Source organism: Arthrobacter sp. fls2-241-R2A-172, assembly GCF_030208885.1.
Classification (GTDB): Bacteria; Actinomycetota; Actinomycetes; order Actinomycetales; family Micrococcaceae; genus Arthrobacter.
On the sequence record NZ_JARVTB010000002.1, the window covers coordinates 469,280 to 485,285 of the forward strand.

Below are 16,006 nucleotides of genomic sequence, written 5' to 3' on the forward strand. Positions count from 1 at the left end.
TCAAGGGGCTATGGTGCGGCGGCAAGGCTGGCTGCATATTGCAGTTCACTATCCGGGTCGTTGGCCCATCGCTCCAGCACCCGCGCCGCCCTCTCCTTGGCCAAACCCTCGAGCCGGGCCAGCAACGGCCGCGCCACATCTTTGGCCAGGGGCTCGACGAGTTCGCGGGTTCGGGCGCTCCGGATGAAGCCTTCAATGCGCGTCAGGTCCGTGTTGACCAGTAAAGCTACCTTTGTCTGGAGCAGGACCACCGCTGCCAGCCGCCGCTCGAACACCGGTTCCTCCCACAGCTCAGAGCTCAGGGCCGTGATGTCGTCGTGGCTGAGGTTCTTGTACCGCTTCAGGGCGTCACGGACCGTTCCGCGTATTGCGCCTACCGATGCACCATAAACCTTCAGGCCTTGGCCGAGGCGCTCGCTGGTCTCGGCAGCTTTCTCCCAGGTCGATTCCATCTGCAGCGTGTAGTCCACGAATTCACCGGCTTCACTCACACGCCTATTTTGTCAGGGCCTCCCCATACCGTCGTTTTACCAGCCACTGACAGGAGAAACATGCCGTCCCAAGAGCTCGCCGCCGAGGCGTCATTTCCGGGTGTTCCCGCCGCATCGTCGATGCCCGACTGGTACCCCACGCTGCTCGACACCGTGGCCAGGGAAGTCCGAGTGGGCCGCACCCGTGCGATGGCGGCGGCCAACAGTGAGCTCTTGAACTCCTACTGGAGCATCGGGCGGCAACTGGCCGAACGCGAATCGGAGCAAGGCTGGGGCGCCAAGGTGGTGACCCGGTTGTCTGCCGACATCCGCACGCGGTTCCCCGAAGCGAAGGGCTTTTCCCCCAGGAACCTGCGGTACATGAAAAGCTTCGCGCAGGCTTGGCCGGACTTCCCAATGTTGCAAGCGCCGCTTGCAACATTGCCCTGGTACCACCAGATCGCCCTGCTGGAAAAGCTCGACGACGCCGCCACGCGGCTTTGGTACGCCGCGGCCGCTGCCCAGCATGGATGGTCGCGCAACGTTTTGACTCACCAGATCTCCACGCGCTTGCATGAACGCTCCGGGCAAGCCATCACCAACTTCGCCTCCACCATGGTCCGTGCGGACTCCGACCTCGCGCAGCAGGCAACCAAGGATCCCTACGTTTTCGATTTCCTTGCCATGACCGATCGACACACTGAACGGGACCTGGAGGTGCAGTTGGTGAAGCATGTGGAGAAGTTCCTGTTGGAGCTTGGCCAGGGGTTCGCCTTTGTTGGCGAGCAGGTGCGGCTGGAAATCGCCGGTGACGAATTCTTTGCCGACCTGCTGTTCTACCACCTGAAGCTTCGTTGCTACATGGTGATTGAACTCAAGGCAGTGAAGTTCGAACCCGGGTTCCTGGGACAGCTGGGCATGTACATGGCAGCCGTTGATGATCTGATGGCGCACCCGGACGACAAGCCAACCATTGGGTTGCTGCTGTGCAAGGAGAAGAACAGCGTGGTGGCCGAGTACGCGCTCCGAGGCTTTAACGCACCCGTAGGCATCGCGGAATGGAAGACCTCGCTTGCGGATTCCTTGCCGGACGAGCTGGTGTCCAGCCTGCCCAGCATCGAGACGTTGGAGGCAGAGCTCGCGAGCGAAGCGGCCCGGTTGCGGGGCTAGACGTTGTCCCTGAACCACGCCAGTGTGTCGTTCCATGCCGCCGTTGCCTGGGCTTCCACATAGCGGTCACTGGTGTCGTTATGGAAGGCATGGTCCACGCCGGGATACACCTTGAGCTGGTGCTTGACGCTGGTCCTGTCCAGCGCTTCCTGGAGTTGCGGCATGGGGCCCGTGATTCGCGCATCCTTCTCGGCATACACACCCATCACTGCCGGCTTGATGGTGGGTACCTTGGCCAAGTCAGGTGCTGGGCCGTAAAAGGCGCTCGTTGCTTTGAGTCCTGGAATCTCCGTGCTCGCCTGCCACGTGATGCCGCCGCCGAAGCAGAAACCGATCATGGCGATACGGCCTCCTTCGACGAAGTCCTGGCCGTTGAGGTACTCGAAGGCGGCTTTGAAGTCACCGACATGGCGTGCTGCGCCAGCCTGGGTCAGCGCACCAGGAACGGCATCCGGGTCCATGTTGGCCGTGCCGCCTTCCCTGCTGAGAAGGTCCAGCGCCAGTGCGACGTATCCTTGCTTGGCGAAGCGCCGGACCACGTCTTGGATGTGCGGGGTGAGGCCTCGGTTTTCGTGGCAGATCAGCACGGCGGGGTGTTGCCCTCCGTCCTCGGGCCGGGCCAGGTAGCCACTGATTTGGGTTCCTTGAGACTGGAAATTGGCTGTGGCCGTGGTCAGCCCCGCTGCGCCTTCCGGGACAGACAGCGGACTTTTGGCGTTGGGCACAGCCGTTGTGGCAGTGCCTTTTGGTGCCGCCGGTCCGGTGGCGGTTGGGGTCGGCATAGGATCCGTTGCCCTCGGTATCTCCTGCGGTGTACAGCCCACCAACGTCATGGCCGCCGCAGTGGCTGTCATGCTGCCCATGATGAAGGCAACGCGCCTGGTGAACGTCCCGTGCGACATGTCACCGGAGCGGTAATCGTCGTAGAACTCCTCGATCAAGTATTTTTCGAACTTCTCAAGCTGCACCATGGGACGTCCTTCTCGAAGTTGGCCAATATCTTGCCCTGAAGTTGGGACGCGGACAAGGGTGGGACGGTTCATACCGTCAGAAAAGGCCGCACCACATCACTACTATTCAGACGTAACCATGACCCGACGGAGGGGAGCATTCGGGAATGACGGGAATCGATAACGGATTGGAAGATTGGCCGCCATCGGCCAAAAGTGTTCAACAAGTGTATGAGGAGATTCGCGGTCCCCTGCAGGCGCTGGCCACCACCGTCATTGCCGAGTGTCGGAACGCAGAACCCAAAGCGTCGGGCTGGACCTTTGATCTGGTGACGGTGAGCGGCGAGCGGACCTTTGTCCTCCCAGCGAGGGTGTGGAATGCCGAACTGGCTACGATCAAAAGGGCCTTCGATACGGCTGGAGAGAACTTCAGGGCGGCCATGATTGACGGCATGGAACTGGAGGTTTCCGGACAGCTGCGGATGTGGCCCGAGACCGGCGACATTTATTTGAAAGTCACTGACATTTCATCGCATTTCTCCCTGAACGGTGCGATGCTCCTGAAGGATCGCCAAACGCTTCAAACCCTCAAGGCAGAATTTCCGTGTCACTCGAGACTCCACGCCGATGATGACGCCATATATGAGGACGCCAAAGACGGTTTTTCGTTGGGACGATTACGCAAGATCACTGTGATCTCGCCGGAAAAATCTCAGGGCGTCGAGGACTTCAAGCACCACCTGAGCATTGCGAAGAGTGGGGAAAAGCCGGAAATCACGTATCGTCACATGAGCTTGGGTGGTCAGTCGGCAGCCGCGACGCTCCGAGACTTTTGTGATGAGGCGCGCAGGAACGGCCATGATCTTGTAGTCATTACGCGCGGCGGCGGGCACTGGCGGTCGATGCGGGGATTCCAGGATGAAGGATTGGCGCGTGCCATCCTCGAGTCGCCCGTGCCTGTTATCACCGGCATTGGGCACCGTCAGGACGTATCCATCGTTGACCGGGCTGCCACGGCATCTTTCACGACACCGACAGCCGCCGCAGTTGCCATAACGACCCCCTCAGTCAGCGCCGCGGCACCCGGGAAAAAGTACCCGACGTCCTTCAAGGAAAGCCTTGGCGCCGAGCGCCGAAAGGTTGCCAGGCTCGATAGGGAACTATCAGCCGTCGAGCACTCCCTTGCCGTTTCCCGTACGGACCTGGCAACGGCAAATGCGGCCCTTCACCGGTATGAGGCGGATCTTGGAGCATGCAACGGCGCGCTGAGGGAAAGCCGGGCATCGCATATCGCCTCTGACCGTCAGCACGGACGTGACTTGCTCGAGCTCGCGTCGCGCCGAGTGCGCGGATACTCCTGGCTGCTGACCTTGGCGACGCTGGGCTTGGCAGTCACGTTCGTGCTTAACTCAACGCCCATTGCCTCCTGGATCACCGGTTCCGCCGACCACGGGCTCGGGCTTTGGCTGGCTATGGGCATAGTGACCGTTTCGGTCGTGGTCCTCTCTGCCCAGTTCTCCTCGCGAAAGCATCTCGGCAAAAAGCACAGTAAGCCCCTGAAGCGACCACCGGAGACCGTCCGCGAATGGGAGATCCGAATCATGAATGTTAGGACAGTTCGGGCCCTCCGGAAACTACGGCACCATGTACCGAGGGGCTGACCAGACAAGCCGTTTGGCTCGACAAGTGCGGACCCTAATATTGTCGGTGCCTGCTGGGAGAGTGTTCTCATGGAGCAGGTACGGGAACAGCAAGCAGGTGGGGTAGCTATTGCTGCGCCGGTGCCTGCTGCTTCCGCAACGCTTGCGGCAGGCCTTGACCGTGGGCCAGAGGGCACGGTCAGTGGTGATCTGATCCAGCAGTTGCGGGTGCTGGAGGACATGAAGTCGGCCATCTCAAGCTTGCAGGCCAAGATCGCTGTGGCTTTTGACCTGGCCCAGCGACAGGAACAAGCCCGGAACGGTGTCCCGGCTTCGGAGCGGGGCAAGGGCGTGGCGGCGCAGGTGGCGTTGGCCCGGCGGGAGTCACCGAACAAAGGCTCCCGGCTGCTGGGCCTGGCCAAGGCTCTGGTCACGGAAATGCCGCACACCATGGCCGCGCTGGAATCCGGGCAGTTGAACGAGTGGCGGGCCACGCTGCTGGTGAAGGAAACGGCGTGCTTATCTGTTGAGCACCGGGCCGCGGTGGATGAGGAAATCGCCCCCGACACCGGCACGTTCGACGGAGCCGGGGACAAAGCCATCACTGCCGCCGTGAAGGCCGCCGCGTACCGGCGGGACCCTTGCACCGTGACCGAACGGGCAGCCCACGCCGCGTCCGAACGGTACGTTAGCCTCCGCCCCGCACCGGACACCATGACCTACCTGACCGCCCTGTTGCCCGTCGCCCAAGGCGTCGCCGTGTTCGCAGCACTGACCCGGCACGCTGGTACGGCCCGGTCCGACGGTGATACCCGGTCCAAGGGACAGGTCATGGCCGATACCCTGGTCGAACGGACCACCGGCAACGCAGCCGGGTACACGGGCATCGACTTGCAACTGGTCATGACCGACCGGGCTCTCTTAGCGGGGGACAGCGAACCGGCACGACTGACCGGCTACGGGATCGTCCCCGCCGGCTGGGCCAGGGAACTGCTCAGCAACAGTCAAGGCAGTGACGGGCCCGGGGCCTACTACCAGGACTTCAACGTCTGGGTCCGCCGGCTCTACACCGCCCCGCGAACCGGTGAACTGCTCGCCACCGACTCACGGGCACGCTTCTTCCCACCCGGAATACGACGATTCATCGAAACACGCGACAACACCTGCCGCACTCCCTACTGCGACGCGCCCATCCGACACCTGGACCATGTCATTCCGTGGCATTCAGGCGGTACCACCACGGTCGACAACGGCACCGGACTCTGCGAAGCCTGCAACCACACCAAAGAAAACCCCGGCTGGACAGCGACACCGGAAGCAGGAAGCCGGCACACGCTCAGGGTCAACACACCCACGGGCCACAGCTACCAATCACAAGCCCCACCACTGCCCGGATATCGAAGAACCTAGCTCGCGGGATGGTACTGGAACTCCCGCAGTTCCTGGGAACAACGGCACGCGGCACCAATCTTTGCTTTTGTTCCGCTTGGTACCCGGTACCATACGCTGTCCAGACCTGAGAATGCCCAGCCAAGCGAAACAGGTGCACTACCGATCGTCGACATTTGTCTCAATGCTTCGTCGGTGTCGTCATCGAGGTCGACTTCTCCCTCATCGGGATCGACTGTCGCATAAGTCGCGTCGATCTCTCCTTCTCATAACAGCAAAAAGGACCCCGCATGCTCAAAGCATGCGGGGTCCTTTAGCTTCTAACGGGCCCTCAGCCCGTGATTGGAGGTTCAGGTGGAATCCTCACAACCGCCGTCCGGTCTGACAGCTTAGAACTCCCAGTCCTCATCCTCCGTGTTCACGGCCTTGCCGATCACGTAGGAGGATCCGGAGCCGGAGAAGAAGTCGTGGTTCTCGTCAGCGTTCGGGGACAGGGCCGACAGGATGGCCGGGTTCACGTCGGTAACGGAAGCCGGGAACATGGCCTCGTAGCCGAGGTTCATGAGGGCCTTGTTGGCGTTGTAGTGCAGGAACTTCTTGACGTCTTCGGCCAGGCCGACTCCGTCGTAGAGGTCGTGGGTGTACTGGACTTCGTTTTCGTACAGCTCGAAGAGGAGCTCGAACGTGTAGTCCTTGATCTCCTGCTTGCGGGCCTCGGAAACCTTCTCCAGGCCCTTCTGGAACTTGTAACCGATGTAGTAACCGTGCACAGCCTCGTCGCGGATAATGAGGCGGATGAGGTCGGCCGTGTTCGTGAGCTTGGCACGTGAGGACCAGTACATGGGCAGGTAGAAGCCCGAGTAGAACAGGAAGCTTTCCAGCAGCGTGGAAGCAACCTTGCGCTTCAGGGGGTCGTCACCCTGGTAGTAGTCCATGACGATCTGGGCCTTCTTCTGCAGGTTCTCGTTTTCGAGTGACCAGCGGAAGGCGTCGTCAATCTCCTTGGTGGAGCACAGGGTGGAGAAGATGGACGAGTAGGACTTGGCGTGCACCGATTCCATGAAGGCGATGTTGGTGTACACAGCTTCTTCATGCGGGGTGATGGCATCCGGAATCAGTGAGACTGCCCCGACGGTGCCCTGGATGGTGTCCAGCAGGGTCAGGCCCGTGAAGACCCGCATGGTCAGCTGCTGCTCTTCCGGGGTCAGCGTGTGCCACGACTGGACGTCGTTGGACAGCGGCACCTTCTCCGGCAGCCAGAAGTTGTTGACCAGTCGGTTCCAGACTTCCACGTCCTTATCGTCCTGGATCTTGTTCCAGTTGATGGCCTCGACGTGTGTCAGCAGCTTGACCTTCTCGGTCATGTCATCCCCTTAAGCGGTGGGTAGTTCTTGAGGTAAGCCTACGACGGCGGGTGGTCACCCGCCGTCGTACTCTTTGGTTTTCAGCGTGGTTGATTACAGCATGCAGCTGACGCAACCCTCAACCTCCGTGCCCTCCAGCGCGAGCTGGCGGAGACGGATGTAGTAGAGGGTCTTGATGCCCTTGCGCCATGCGTAGATCTGCGCCTTGTTGATGTCACGCGTGGTGGCCGTGTCCTTGAAGAACAGCGTCAGGGACAAGCCCTGGTCCACGTGCTGCGTGGCAGCGGCGTAGGTGTCGATGATCTTCTCGTAGCCGATTTCGTAGGCATCCTGGTAGTACTCCAGGTTGTCGTTGGTCAGGTACGGAGCCGGGTAGTAGACGCGGCCGATCTTGCCTTCCTTGCGGATTTCGATCTTGGCGGCCACCGGGTGGATCGACGAGGTGGAGTTGTTGATGTAGCTGATGGAACCGGTCGGCGGGACGGCCTGGAGGTTCTGGTTGTAGATACCGTGCTCCATGACAGAAGCCTTCAGCTCGCGCCAGTCATCCTGGGTGGGGATGTGGTGACCGGCGAAGAGCTCGCGAACGCGCTCGGTCTCCGGGGTCCACTCCTGCTCGGTGTACTTGTCGAAGAACTCGCCGCTGGCGTATGTGGACTTCTCGAAGCCGCCGAACTTCTGACCGGTCTCGATGGCCAGGCGGTTGGAAGCGCGCAGAGCGTGGAACAGCACCGTGTAGAAGTAGATGTTGGTGAAGTCCAGGCCCTCTTCGGATCCGTAGTGGACGCGCTCACGGGCAAGGTAGCCGTGCAGGTTCATCTGGCCAAGGCCAATCGCGTGGCTCTGGGCGTTGCCCTGCGCGATGGACGGCACCGAGTTGATGTAGGACATATCCGACACAGCACTCAGGGCACGGATGGACGTCTCGATGGAGAGACCGAAGTCCGGCGAGTCCATGGTCTTGGCGATGTTCATGGAACCGAGGTTGCAGGAGATGTCCTTGCCCACGGTCTCGTAGCTGAGGTCCTCGGCGTAGATGGACGGCGAGGAAACCTGCAGGATCTCCGAGCAGAGGTTGCTCATGGTGATCTTGCCGTCGATCGGGTTGGCCCGGTTTACGGTGTCCTCGAACATGATGTACGGGTAGCCGGACTCGAACTGGATCTCCGCGAGGGTCTGGAAGAACTCGCGGGCGCTGATCTTGGTCTTCTTGATCCGGGAATCATCGACCATCTCGTAGTACTTCTCGGTCACCGAGATATCGGAGAACGGAACGCCATAGACCTTCTCGACGTCGTATGGCGAGAAGAGGTACATGTCCTCGTTCTTCTTGGCGAGCTCGAACGTGATGTCCGGGACCACAACACCCAGGGAAAGGGTCTTGATCCGGATCTTCTCGTCGGCGTTCTCGCGCTTGGTGTCCAGGAAACGGTGGATGTCCGGGTGGTGTGCGTGCAGGTAAACGGCACCTGCACCCTGGCGGGCACCGAGCTGGTTTGCGTAGGAGAAGCTGTCTTCGAGGAGCTTCATGACGGGGATGACGCCGGAGGACTGGTTCTCGATCTGCTTGATCGGGGCGCCGTGCTCGCGGATGTTGGTGAGCGAGAGCGCTACACCGCCGCCACGCTTGGAGAGCTGAAGTGCGGAGTTGATGGCGCGGGCGATCGACTCCATGTTGTCTTCGATCCGGAGCAGGAAGCAGGAGACGAGCTCGCCGCGCTGGGCCTTACCGGCGTTGAGGAACGTGGGGGTGGCCGGCTGGAAACGGCCGTCGATGATTTCGTCGACGAGGCGGTTGGCCAGGTCTTCGTTGCCACGGGCAAGGTGCAGGGCAACCATGCAGACGCGGTCTTCGTAGCGCTCAAGGAAACGCTTGCCGTCAAAAGTCTTGAGTGTGTAGGACGTGTAGAACTTGAAGGCGCCCAGGAAGGTCTCGAAACGGAACTTCTTCTTGTACGCGCGGTTGAAGAGGTCGCGGATGAAGTTCATCGTGTACTGGTCAAGCGTCTCGCGCTCGTAATACTGGTTCTTCACCAGGTAGTCGAGCTTCTCTTCCAGGTCGTGGAAGAAGACGGTGTTGTTGTTCACATGCTGCAGGAAGTACTGATGCGCAGCTTCACGGTCGGCTTCAAACTGGATCTCACCGTTGGGGCCATACAGGTTCAGCATGGCGTTGAGTTCGTGATAGCCGAGGCCCTTGTAAGCCTCAGGCAGCGGCTTCTTGGCCGTGTCCACAGCGCCCCCGGTTACTTCTGTTTCTGCGACAGTTGTGTCCAAAACTTTTCCAGCCCTTCGTTGACCCGTTGGACGTCTTCTGGCGTCCCCATGAGTTCAAATTTGTAAAGATGCGGCACTTTGCACTTGACGGAGATGATGTCTCCCGCTGCGCAATAGTTGTCCGCGAAGTTTGTGTTCCCCGCTCCGATAACACCCCGGATCAGCTTCCTGTTCCCGGGATCGTTCAGAAACCTGATGACCTGTTTCGGCACCGAACCTTCGCCGTTGGTGCCGCCGTAAGTAGGCAGCACAAGAACGAAAGGCTCAAGGGCCTGGAGCGGGGCGTCCTGGGCGTACAGCGGGATGCGTGCAGCATCCCTGCCCAGTTTCTGGACGAATCTCTTGGTGTTTTCAGAGGTGGAGGAAAAGTAGATGAGGTGACTCCTCGTGGTCACAGCTTCCGTCGCCTTGCGTACGGTGGCCGCTGCCAGCGGTGCCATGGGAGTCACCTCAACTACATAGGAATTCTTGGTGTGTGTGGTGGCGAAAGTCAGGCCACGGAGGAAACGGCCTGGGCCAGTTCCTCGATCTTGTCCGGGCGGAATCCGGACCAGTGGTCCTGCTCGGTCACGACGACGGGAGCCTGCATGTAACCCAGTGCCTTGAGGCGCTCAAGGGCCTCGGCATCCTGGGAGATGTCGACACTCTGGTAGGCAATGCCCTTCTTATCGAGTGCCCGGTAGGTTGCGTTGCACTGAACACAGGCCGGCTTCGTGTAAACCGTTACGGTCATGATCCCTGTCCCCTAAGTTGAAGTCTGATTCTCTTCGTATCTGGCGGGCTCAACCGGAACTGATTACTGAATCCGATACCGGCCCGCGGGCTGCCGTGACAGCCAACACGCTCTGATTTTGTCTTGTGCTGGTTTCCCGCTCAATCCGTAAATCGATACTACATGTAGTGCAACCGCCGAACTGGAACCCCAAGATGATGTATTACAAGTATGTCATTCAATCCACCGCTCGTCCACAGGGCAGGGGGTTCAAAATGTCCGGGATTCCGCCAAAATGAGAGATGTCATCCACACCCTGTGGACTACTTAGCCACATTTAATCTTCAGCGTGTCGCGTGGATACGGCGTGTCGTGACACTTTGAAAATGTGGCGTGGCGAACAGCTAAAATCGGCTGATGGTCAACCTCCTCCACCTCCGCACGCTCATGGAGGTGACCCGCCTTGGCTCGTTCGCCGCCGCCGCTGCACAGCTTGGCTACACCGCCTCTGCAGTCTCCCAACAGATGGCCGCGCTGGAACGTGATACCGGCGTCGAACTCTTCCAGCGGTCGGCGCGCAGTGTGGTCCCCACCGAGGCGGCGCTGACCATGACACGGCACGCTTCCAAGGTCCTCACGGATGTTGAGGCCCTGATGGCCGCCGCGTCCAGGACCAACGACTCCCCCGCGCAGGAACTCAGATTGGGTATCTTTCCCAGCCTCGCCACCTACGTCCTGCCGGACATCCTGCGCAATGACCGCTGGAACGGTTTGGGCATTGAGCTGAAGGTCTCCGTGGCAGAGCCGGCCCAAACCATCCAAGGACTGCGAAGCGGCGGTGAGCTGGATGTTGCCTTGGTCTACCAGGTTGGACAGTCCGGGCTGGCGTGGCCCCACTCGCTGGAAAGGCAGTGGATCGGCGACGACGACTTCCGCGTGGTCCTGCCGGCATCGTGGAAAATCCGCGAAGACGCCGAAATCGAGGCAGCCCACCTATCCGACATGCCGTGGATCGTGCATCACCCCGGCACCAGCGACGCCTTGGTCATTGAGCGGTTGTTCGCCAGTTGCAACCTGCATCCCCGCGTCGTGGCCTACAGCGACGACTTCCACGCCAGCCTGGAGATGACCGCAGCCGGCCTTGGTGCTTCGCTGGTCCCGGAACTGGCCCTGCGGAACCGGCCGTCCGGCGTCGTGGTCCTGGACGTCCCGGACATCAGGCTGGCCCGCAATGTGTTCGCCCTGCTCATCAACGAAAAGCGCACCGCGCAGGTGCAATTGTTCACCCAACTGCTGGCCGACACGCTCAGGGACTCCTCCGGAAGAAGCGGCCTGCACCCCCTGAAAACCGCGCCCGTCAAGGGCTTACAGCGGCGCAGGTGAAATATTCGCAATTGCTGGAACCCGCCGGTGGTTGGGGTTAGATTGATCACATGGGCAAGCTAGCGAGCAAACATTTTGGGGAAGTCGAGCTCAACCACGGCAGTGAACATTGCTTCGTTGCCAAGCATGAACTCGGCGGCAATCCGCTGGAACTTGACCTCAACGTCACTGCCCACGACCACTTCGACGAAGCCGCTATGCGCAAAGTGGACTACCGCCTGCGCTTCCTGCCCGAGCTGGTGGACCAGGTCCGGGAGATGATCGCCGATGAACTCGACCAGGACGGTACCAACCCCCAACAGTTCCTGCATTTCCACAGCTCACAGCTCAAAGAGGAGCAGTTGGAGTCCGTTTTCGGTGTCCGGGACAAGGGCCAGCTCACCAATGATGTCTTCCTGAATGCCCTCAAATTGGGGCACGTGGCCATCTACCCGGGGCAACCCGAGCGATACTTCGTGTTGGATTTCACCCTCGGCTCGCACTTCACTGACGAACTCCTGGTGGTCGCCGCCGATGAGGACGGCGTGGTGGACGACGAAATCCTGTGGGAGTAGAGCTCCATTAAACGCCGACGGCGGTCGGTCACCATGGCCTGTCAACTCCCGGCCCATTATCGGGACCCCGCAGGTATTCGTCGCGTTGCTGGCCTTCGGCCCGCTCCTGCTGTGCCTGCTCTGCGCTGTCCCTCAGATCCTTTAGTTTCCCGGCCTGCGGCTCGGTTGCTTTGTCCGGGGCGGTCGGTGCATCGCCGGCCTTCCCGTCCGTGCCCTGGATCTTGCCCGCGAGCCGTGACGCAGCCGAGTCCAATGTTGATCCTTCCCCGTCGGCATTGGCGTATCCGGCTTCACGGCACTTCTCCGGAGCAGCGTTCGCGGCATCCAACGCTTCCTTGAACAACCGGGCTGCCGTGCCCCTGTCCGCCGCCGCGTCGCCCAGCTTCTCGATACTCAGGACCAGATTGACGCGGACCTTACATTCATCGTCACCGGCCCCCGCATGTAACGCGGCCTCGAAATCGGTTCGGGCTGCCGCGAACTCCCCCGCCAGCACGTGGGCATCACCGGAGGCGAAGGGCGCCTTATACGGCTCCACTATGTTGGCTACGCCAAGCCACGATGCTGAGCGCGCCAGTTCGTCGTGCTGTCCGTTCCGGAACAACTCCCCCGCAGCACTGCCCAGCAGGCCGACGCTGAGGAGTTTCGCAGCGACCGCGAGGACCAGGAGGACTGGAAGAGCTGACCAGATCACCAGCCGGAGACGCCGGCGTCGTGCTGTTCGGAGGCTCACAGGTCCGGCTCATTCCGCAGGGTCCGGCGCAGGTTGGCGAGCTCAAAGAAATGTCGCAGGGGTTCGTGCATTGCCAGGAGGAACGCCGCCAGGGCAAACAGCCAGTAAAGCTCCACCCGGCCGGGACCGTCGCCTGCGGTGGTGTTCAGCTTTCCCAGCTGGACGCCACGGAGAATGTCGGAGGTCGGCTCTGCGCCCGTCCGGTGGGCATAAGGGACGTGGAGCTGGTCCGCGATGCGCCCGAGCTGTGTTTCGTCAATACGCGACACAGCATCCTTCGCCTCGTTGGAACCCTTGTCTTTGACATACCCGGCGCCGCCGTCAGCCGATTCCCTCATCCGGCCACCTTCGCCGGTACCGTAGCCCAGGACTGCTCCCCCGGCAACGTTGGTGGCATCCATGGGCGTCGGCGTCTCTGCACTGGTGTTTTCTCCGTCGCCGGCGTAAAAGACCAGCGCAGGTCGACCCGGATGTTGCTTTTGGGCGGCGTCGAGCCTGTCCTTCAAGAGGTTGGCCGCAATGGTGACGCTGCTGCCCGACGCGTAGCGTGCCCTCTGCGGTTGAAGCGTGGCCATGGCGGTCTGCAGTGCCGTGGCGTCCTGTGTGAGCGGCATACGGACTGTGGCTTTGCTGTCAAAGGTGATCAGCGAAAATTTGGCTCCCGCAAGTTCCCGCGCGACTGCCGTCACGTCTTGTTTGACCCCGGCCAATCGCGTTTCGGTGCCGTGATGATCCTCTGCAGCCATGCTGGTGCTGGTATCCACCACGAAGAAGACATCGATCTCGGACGAAGCGCCGACGGACTGACCGCCCATCAGGCCCGGCCGCATTGCGGCGATGAGAAGAAGCACGACGGCGGCACTGCGCAGGGCGGCTGGCCGCACCTTGCCGTGGAGCCGGGTCCCCTGCCGCGGGATCAGGGTCCAGGCAGTCAGGACGAGGATGCCGATGCCGGCCACCACAAGGACCGGCCACGGCAGAATCGGTTCGAAGGTCATGGTTCAAGCCGCCATCCGAGGACCAGCATTCCTGCACCGGCCAGCAGGGCAATCCCCAGTGGCCACGCAGGTGTGTCCGTGACGATTGCCTGCGGGGCGGCGCGGTAGCTGGTGGCTTCCGTTGCCTGCACGTCGCGGACTATGCCTGGGACCGCTTCGGGGCTGTCCAGTTTGTAGTAGGAGCCTCCAGTCCGCTCGGCAGCGGACCGCAGTTGAGCCCCTGGCTGGTCGGTTCGGCCACCGTAGTCCACGTCCCCGGGGTTAAGGGCGTGCACCCTGACATTCTTGGTCGCCGCCAACGCTACGGCCTCGTCCAGTGTGAAGATCGGCTCCCCGGAGAGGAAGTTGTCCGTTGCCAGCACCACTGACCGCGAGCGCTTCGCTGTCCCTTGGTCCCCGCTGGGGTCCGTGTCCGGGAAGCTTTGGACGCAGGAAGCCAGTCCGTCTCCGATCAGGGAGGAGCCTTCGCCGTTCCAGGTGCCGTCGAAGAAGGATCCGGCCCCGTCGTCGAGTGCTTCCTTGGCGAGCTTGAGCTGTTCTGCCGCGTATTCGTAGTCGTCGGTCAACGGGAACACTTGAACGCTGCTGCTGTCGAAGATGACCATGCCTATCCGTTCGCCGTCGAATTCCTTGGCCAGTTCCTGAAAGACGCCGGCGATGGCTGCGTCCGTGCCGGTCATGGAGCCGGAAACGTCCAGGCAGAGCACGATGTCCCTGTTGCGGATTTCCGGTTGCTCGGTGGTCCGTTGGGCCGGTCTGGCGGCGGCTGTGGCGGTGGCGGCCAGGAATACTGCTCCCAACAGGACTGCGAGCGCCAAGCGCAGACGGTGCCGGCGCAGGGCCTGCTGGTATTCGGGGAGCCCGGTAAGCCTCTCGCCGTAGGCTACGGCACGGGTGGGCTTGGGTTTACGGCGACGGTGCAGCCATGCGGCAAAAACCACCGTGATTGCGGCGAGGGGAAGGATCCACCAGTAGCTCAATTCCATTCGAGCACCACCTGGCGGGCTACGACTGCAGATTGGCTGACGGTTTGGACGGGCAAGGGGGCAAATTCGTTGGGGTAGATCCGTGCGATCCCGGTTGCGAGGTCTGCCATTCCGTGGCGGCGCAGTTCTTCGAGCGTCATGGAAGTGATGGGTAGCCCCGTGGCACTTCCGGCGAACTCGCGGACGAGGAAGCTCAGCCTTTGGTGGGCCTCGCGTTCGGCCAGGCGACCGGCGTCGGCGTCCGATGCCGTGGCCTGGATGGCGGCCAGGCAGGAGTTGCGCAATGTGTCCAGCGTCGGGCGGGCTAAGGCTTCCAAGCGGGCGGTCTTTTCCGGGCGGGCAGGCCAGAACAACCATGCGTACCAGGCTGCGACGAGGAGTACCAGCATCAACCCCAGCCACAGCCAGAGCTGCTGGTAGTGCAGTGGCTCGTAGAAGCCGGAGTCATCCTGCACTGGTGCCACCTTTGCCGCGCTTTGCAGTGGTTGCGGCCCGGGAGCGGTGTTTTTCGAGGAGCGTGAAGATTGCGGTCAGGACGTCCTCACTTCCACCGGTGTGTTCTTCGGCGATACCGAGGCGTCGGAAAGTATCGCGCCGCCGCCGCGTCCGTTCCACGGTGGCGGTGGCGTACGCGGCCTGCACCTTGCTGTCCATGGCCAGGGGTGACGGGATTGCTTCGGCGGTCCGGACGTCCGTGCTGTCCTTGGCGACGCTGCCCGGAGTTGGCGCCAACTCCGCGTCCTGGATGGTGAGCCAGAGGACTTCGTGCCGGGCCCGGAGTCGGCGCAGCATCGCCTCTGTATGGTCATCAGGCAGGAACTCGTCGGCGACCACCACAATCAGCAGCCGTCCCTTCAGGTATCGCAGGACATAATCGAGTTGCTTGGCGATTTTCCCATGGGGACTCTCCAGGGTTATCTGTGAATCGATGTCCCGTAGGAGGCGTTCCAGGTGTTCCTCTCCTGTGCGCGGGGGGACGTAGAGGGAGGTGGCTTCGTTGCCGTGCAGCAGGCCCACATCGTCACCATGGCGACAGGCCAGATACCCCATGACCCCCGCGGCGTGAACGGCGATGTCCTTTTTGCCTTCACCCGAGGATGCCTCCGCGGCCATGTTCCGTCCCGTGTCCACCAGGAGCAGCACCGAATGGCGCCGCACAGCCACGTAGCGCTTGACCAGCGGTGATCCGTGCCTGGCGGTGGCCTTCCAGTCGATGTCCCTGACTTCATCTCCCGGGACATAGGCGCGCAGTTCATCGAAGTCCAGGCTTCGGCCTTTGAAGACGGAACCGTACTCGCCGTCCAGCAACGTGAGGGTGCGGCGATGGGAGAAGATGAACATCCTGGATTTCACGCGGCGGAGAAGGCTCGGCAATGGCTT

The 16,006-nt window shown here is 61.5% G+C and carries 16 protein-coding genes; 5 read left to right on the forward strand and 11 right to left on the reverse strand.

Features of this window, described 5'->3' with window-relative positions; genetic code table 11:
• Positions 1-8: 8 nt before the first annotated feature.
• The gene (locus tag QRM57_RS05005) at positions 9-491 is read right to left on the reverse strand and encodes a DNA alkylation repair protein (RefSeq protein ID WP_284985789.1); all 483 of its coding nucleotides are present in this window, start codon (positions 489-491) and stop codon (positions 9-11) included.
• A gap of 60 nt (positions 492-551) precedes the next feature.
• Here QRM57_RS05005 and QRM57_RS05010 point away from each other — a divergent pair, with 60 nt between their 5' ends.
• On the forward strand, positions 552-1,640 hold the full coding sequence (locus QRM57_RS05010; protein ID WP_284985790.1) for a PDDEXK nuclease domain-containing protein: 1,089 nt from the start codon (positions 552-554) through the stop codon (positions 1,638-1,640).
• Here QRM57_RS05010 and QRM57_RS05015 read toward each other — a convergent pair.
• Positions 1,637-2,611, reverse strand: a complete 975-nt coding sequence (locus QRM57_RS05015; RefSeq protein WP_284985791.1) for a dienelactone hydrolase family protein — start codon at positions 2,609-2,611, stop codon at positions 1,637-1,639. The genes QRM57_RS05010 and QRM57_RS05015 overlap by 4 nt on opposite strands.
• A 206-nt stretch (positions 2,612-2,817) precedes the next feature.
• Between QRM57_RS05015 and QRM57_RS05020 the strand changes: the two genes are divergently transcribed.
• Both QRM57_RS05020 and QRM57_RS05025 read left to right on the forward strand, forming a co-directional pair.
• Complete coding sequence (locus tag QRM57_RS05020; protein WP_284985792.1) at positions 2,818-4,251, forward strand: exodeoxyribonuclease VII large subunit; 1,434 nt, start codon at positions 2,818-2,820, stop codon at positions 4,249-4,251.
• A gap of 69 nt (positions 4,252-4,320) precedes the next feature.
• Entirely contained in the window at positions 4,321-5,640 is a 1,320-nt protein-coding gene (locus tag QRM57_RS05025) for an HNH endonuclease (RefSeq protein WP_284985793.1), read from the forward strand.
• 368 nt (positions 5,641-6,008) lie between these two features.
• Here QRM57_RS05025 and nrdF read toward each other — a convergent pair whose 3' ends face one another.
• The 4 genes from nrdF to nrdH all read right to left on the reverse strand — a co-directional run bounded on the left by nrdF (position 6,009) and on the right by nrdH (position 9,993).
• Positions 6,009-6,983: a class 1b ribonucleoside-diphosphate reductase subunit beta gene (gene nrdF / locus QRM57_RS05030; protein WP_166840537.1), complete on the reverse strand. Its 975-nt coding sequence runs from the start codon at positions 6,981-6,983 to the stop codon at positions 6,009-6,011.
• A 93-nt stretch (positions 6,984-7,076) separates the two neighbouring features.
• Complete coding sequence (gene nrdE, locus QRM57_RS05035) at positions 7,077-9,218, reverse strand: class 1b ribonucleoside-diphosphate reductase subunit alpha (RefSeq protein WP_284985850.1); 2,142 nt, start codon at positions 9,216-9,218, stop codon at positions 7,077-7,079.
• Positions 9,219-9,229: 11 nt separating this feature from the next.
• The gene (nrdI, locus tag QRM57_RS05040) at positions 9,230-9,700 is read right to left on the reverse strand and encodes a class Ib ribonucleoside-diphosphate reductase assembly flavoprotein NrdI (protein ID WP_257367955.1); all 471 of its coding nucleotides are present in this window, start codon (positions 9,698-9,700) and stop codon (positions 9,230-9,232) included.
• Positions 9,701-9,750: 50 nt separating this feature from the next.
• Complete coding sequence (gene nrdH / locus QRM57_RS05045; protein WP_011775022.1) at positions 9,751-9,993, reverse strand: glutaredoxin-like protein NrdH; 243 nt, start codon at positions 9,991-9,993, stop codon at positions 9,751-9,753.
• Positions 9,994-10,389: 396 nt separating this feature from the next.
• Here nrdH and QRM57_RS05050 point away from each other — a divergent pair, with 396 nt between their 5' ends.
• A complete protein-coding gene (locus QRM57_RS05050) occupies positions 10,390-11,355 on the forward strand; it encodes a LysR family transcriptional regulator (RefSeq protein ID WP_284985794.1) in 966 nt (321 codons plus the stop codon).
• Positions 11,356-11,405: 50 nt separating this feature from the next.
• Positions 11,406-11,909 carry a DUF2004 domain-containing protein gene (locus QRM57_RS05055; RefSeq protein WP_211712244.1) on the forward strand — a complete coding sequence of 168 codons (504 nt, stop codon included), beginning with the start codon at positions 11,406-11,408 and terminating at the stop codon, positions 11,907-11,909.
• Positions 11,910-11,937: 28 nt separating this feature from the next.
• Here the strand turns inward: QRM57_RS05055 and QRM57_RS05060 are convergent, their stop codons facing one another.
• Genes QRM57_RS05060 through QRM57_RS05080 form a run of 5 tightly spaced genes read right to left on the reverse strand, consistent with a single transcriptional unit; the run spans position 11,938 to position 16,000 of the window.
• Entirely contained in the window at positions 11,938-12,642 is a 705-nt protein-coding gene (locus QRM57_RS05060; protein WP_284985795.1) for a hypothetical protein, read from the reverse strand.
• Positions 12,639-13,640, reverse strand: a complete 1,002-nt coding sequence (locus QRM57_RS05065) for a vWA domain-containing protein (RefSeq protein ID WP_284985796.1) — start codon at positions 13,638-13,640, stop codon at positions 12,639-12,641. The genes QRM57_RS05060 and QRM57_RS05065 overlap by 4 nt, the downstream gene beginning before the upstream one ends.
• Positions 13,637-14,626 carry a vWA domain-containing protein gene (locus QRM57_RS05070; protein WP_284985797.1) on the reverse strand — a complete coding sequence of 330 codons (990 nt, stop codon included), beginning with the start codon at positions 14,624-14,626 and terminating at the stop codon, positions 13,637-13,639. Before QRM57_RS05070 ends, QRM57_RS05065 begins: the two co-directional genes overlap by 4 nt.
• A complete protein-coding gene (locus QRM57_RS05075) occupies positions 14,617-15,081 on the reverse strand; it encodes a hypothetical protein (RefSeq protein WP_284985798.1) in 465 nt (154 codons plus the stop codon). Before QRM57_RS05075 ends, QRM57_RS05070 begins: the two co-directional genes overlap by 10 nt.
• Positions 15,071-16,000, reverse strand: a complete 930-nt coding sequence (locus QRM57_RS05080; protein ID WP_284985799.1) for a DUF58 domain-containing protein — start codon at positions 15,998-16,000, stop codon at positions 15,071-15,073. The genes QRM57_RS05075 and QRM57_RS05080 overlap by 11 nt, the downstream gene beginning before the upstream one ends.
• Positions 16,001-16,006: the final 6 nt, after the last annotated feature.

What these genes read in the sequence shown, in the direction of transcription:
- QRM57_RS05010 (WP_284985790.1), top strand. Translation starts at nt 552, where the DNA reads ATGCCGTCCCAAGAGCTCGCCGCCGAGGCGTCATTTCCGGGTGTTCCC.
- QRM57_RS05015 (WP_284985791.1), bottom strand. Translation starts at nt 2,611, where the DNA reads ATGGTGCAGCTTGAGAAGTTCGAAAAATACTTGATCGAGGAGTTCTAC.
- QRM57_RS05025 (WP_284985793.1), top strand. Translation starts at nt 4,321, where the DNA reads ATGGAGCAGGTACGGGAACAGCAAGCAGGTGGGGTAGCTATTGCTGCG.
- nrdF (WP_166840537.1), bottom strand. Translation starts at nt 6,983, where the DNA reads ATGACCGAGAAGGTCAAGCTGCTGACACACGTCGAGGCCATCAACTGG.
- nrdI (WP_257367955.1), bottom strand. Translation starts at nt 9,700, where the DNA reads ATGGCACCGCTGGCAGCGGCCACCGTACGCAAGGCGACGGAAGCTGTG.
- nrdH (WP_011775022.1), bottom strand. Translation starts at nt 9,993, where the DNA reads ATGACCGTAACGGTTTACACGAAGCCGGCCTGTGTTCAGTGCAACGCA.
- QRM57_RS05050 (WP_284985794.1), top strand. Translation starts at nt 10,390, where the DNA reads ATGGTCAACCTCCTCCACCTCCGCACGCTCATGGAGGTGACCCGCCTT.
- QRM57_RS05055 (WP_211712244.1), top strand. Translation starts at nt 11,406, where the DNA reads ATGGGCAAGCTAGCGAGCAAACATTTTGGGGAAGTCGAGCTCAACCAC.
- QRM57_RS05065 (WP_284985796.1), bottom strand. Translation starts at nt 13,640, where the DNA reads ATGACCTTCGAACCGATTCTGCCGTGGCCGGTCCTTGTGGTGGCCGGC.
- QRM57_RS05070 (WP_284985797.1), bottom strand. Translation starts at nt 14,626, where the DNA reads ATGGAATTGAGCTACTGGTGGATCCTTCCCCTCGCCGCAATCACGGTG.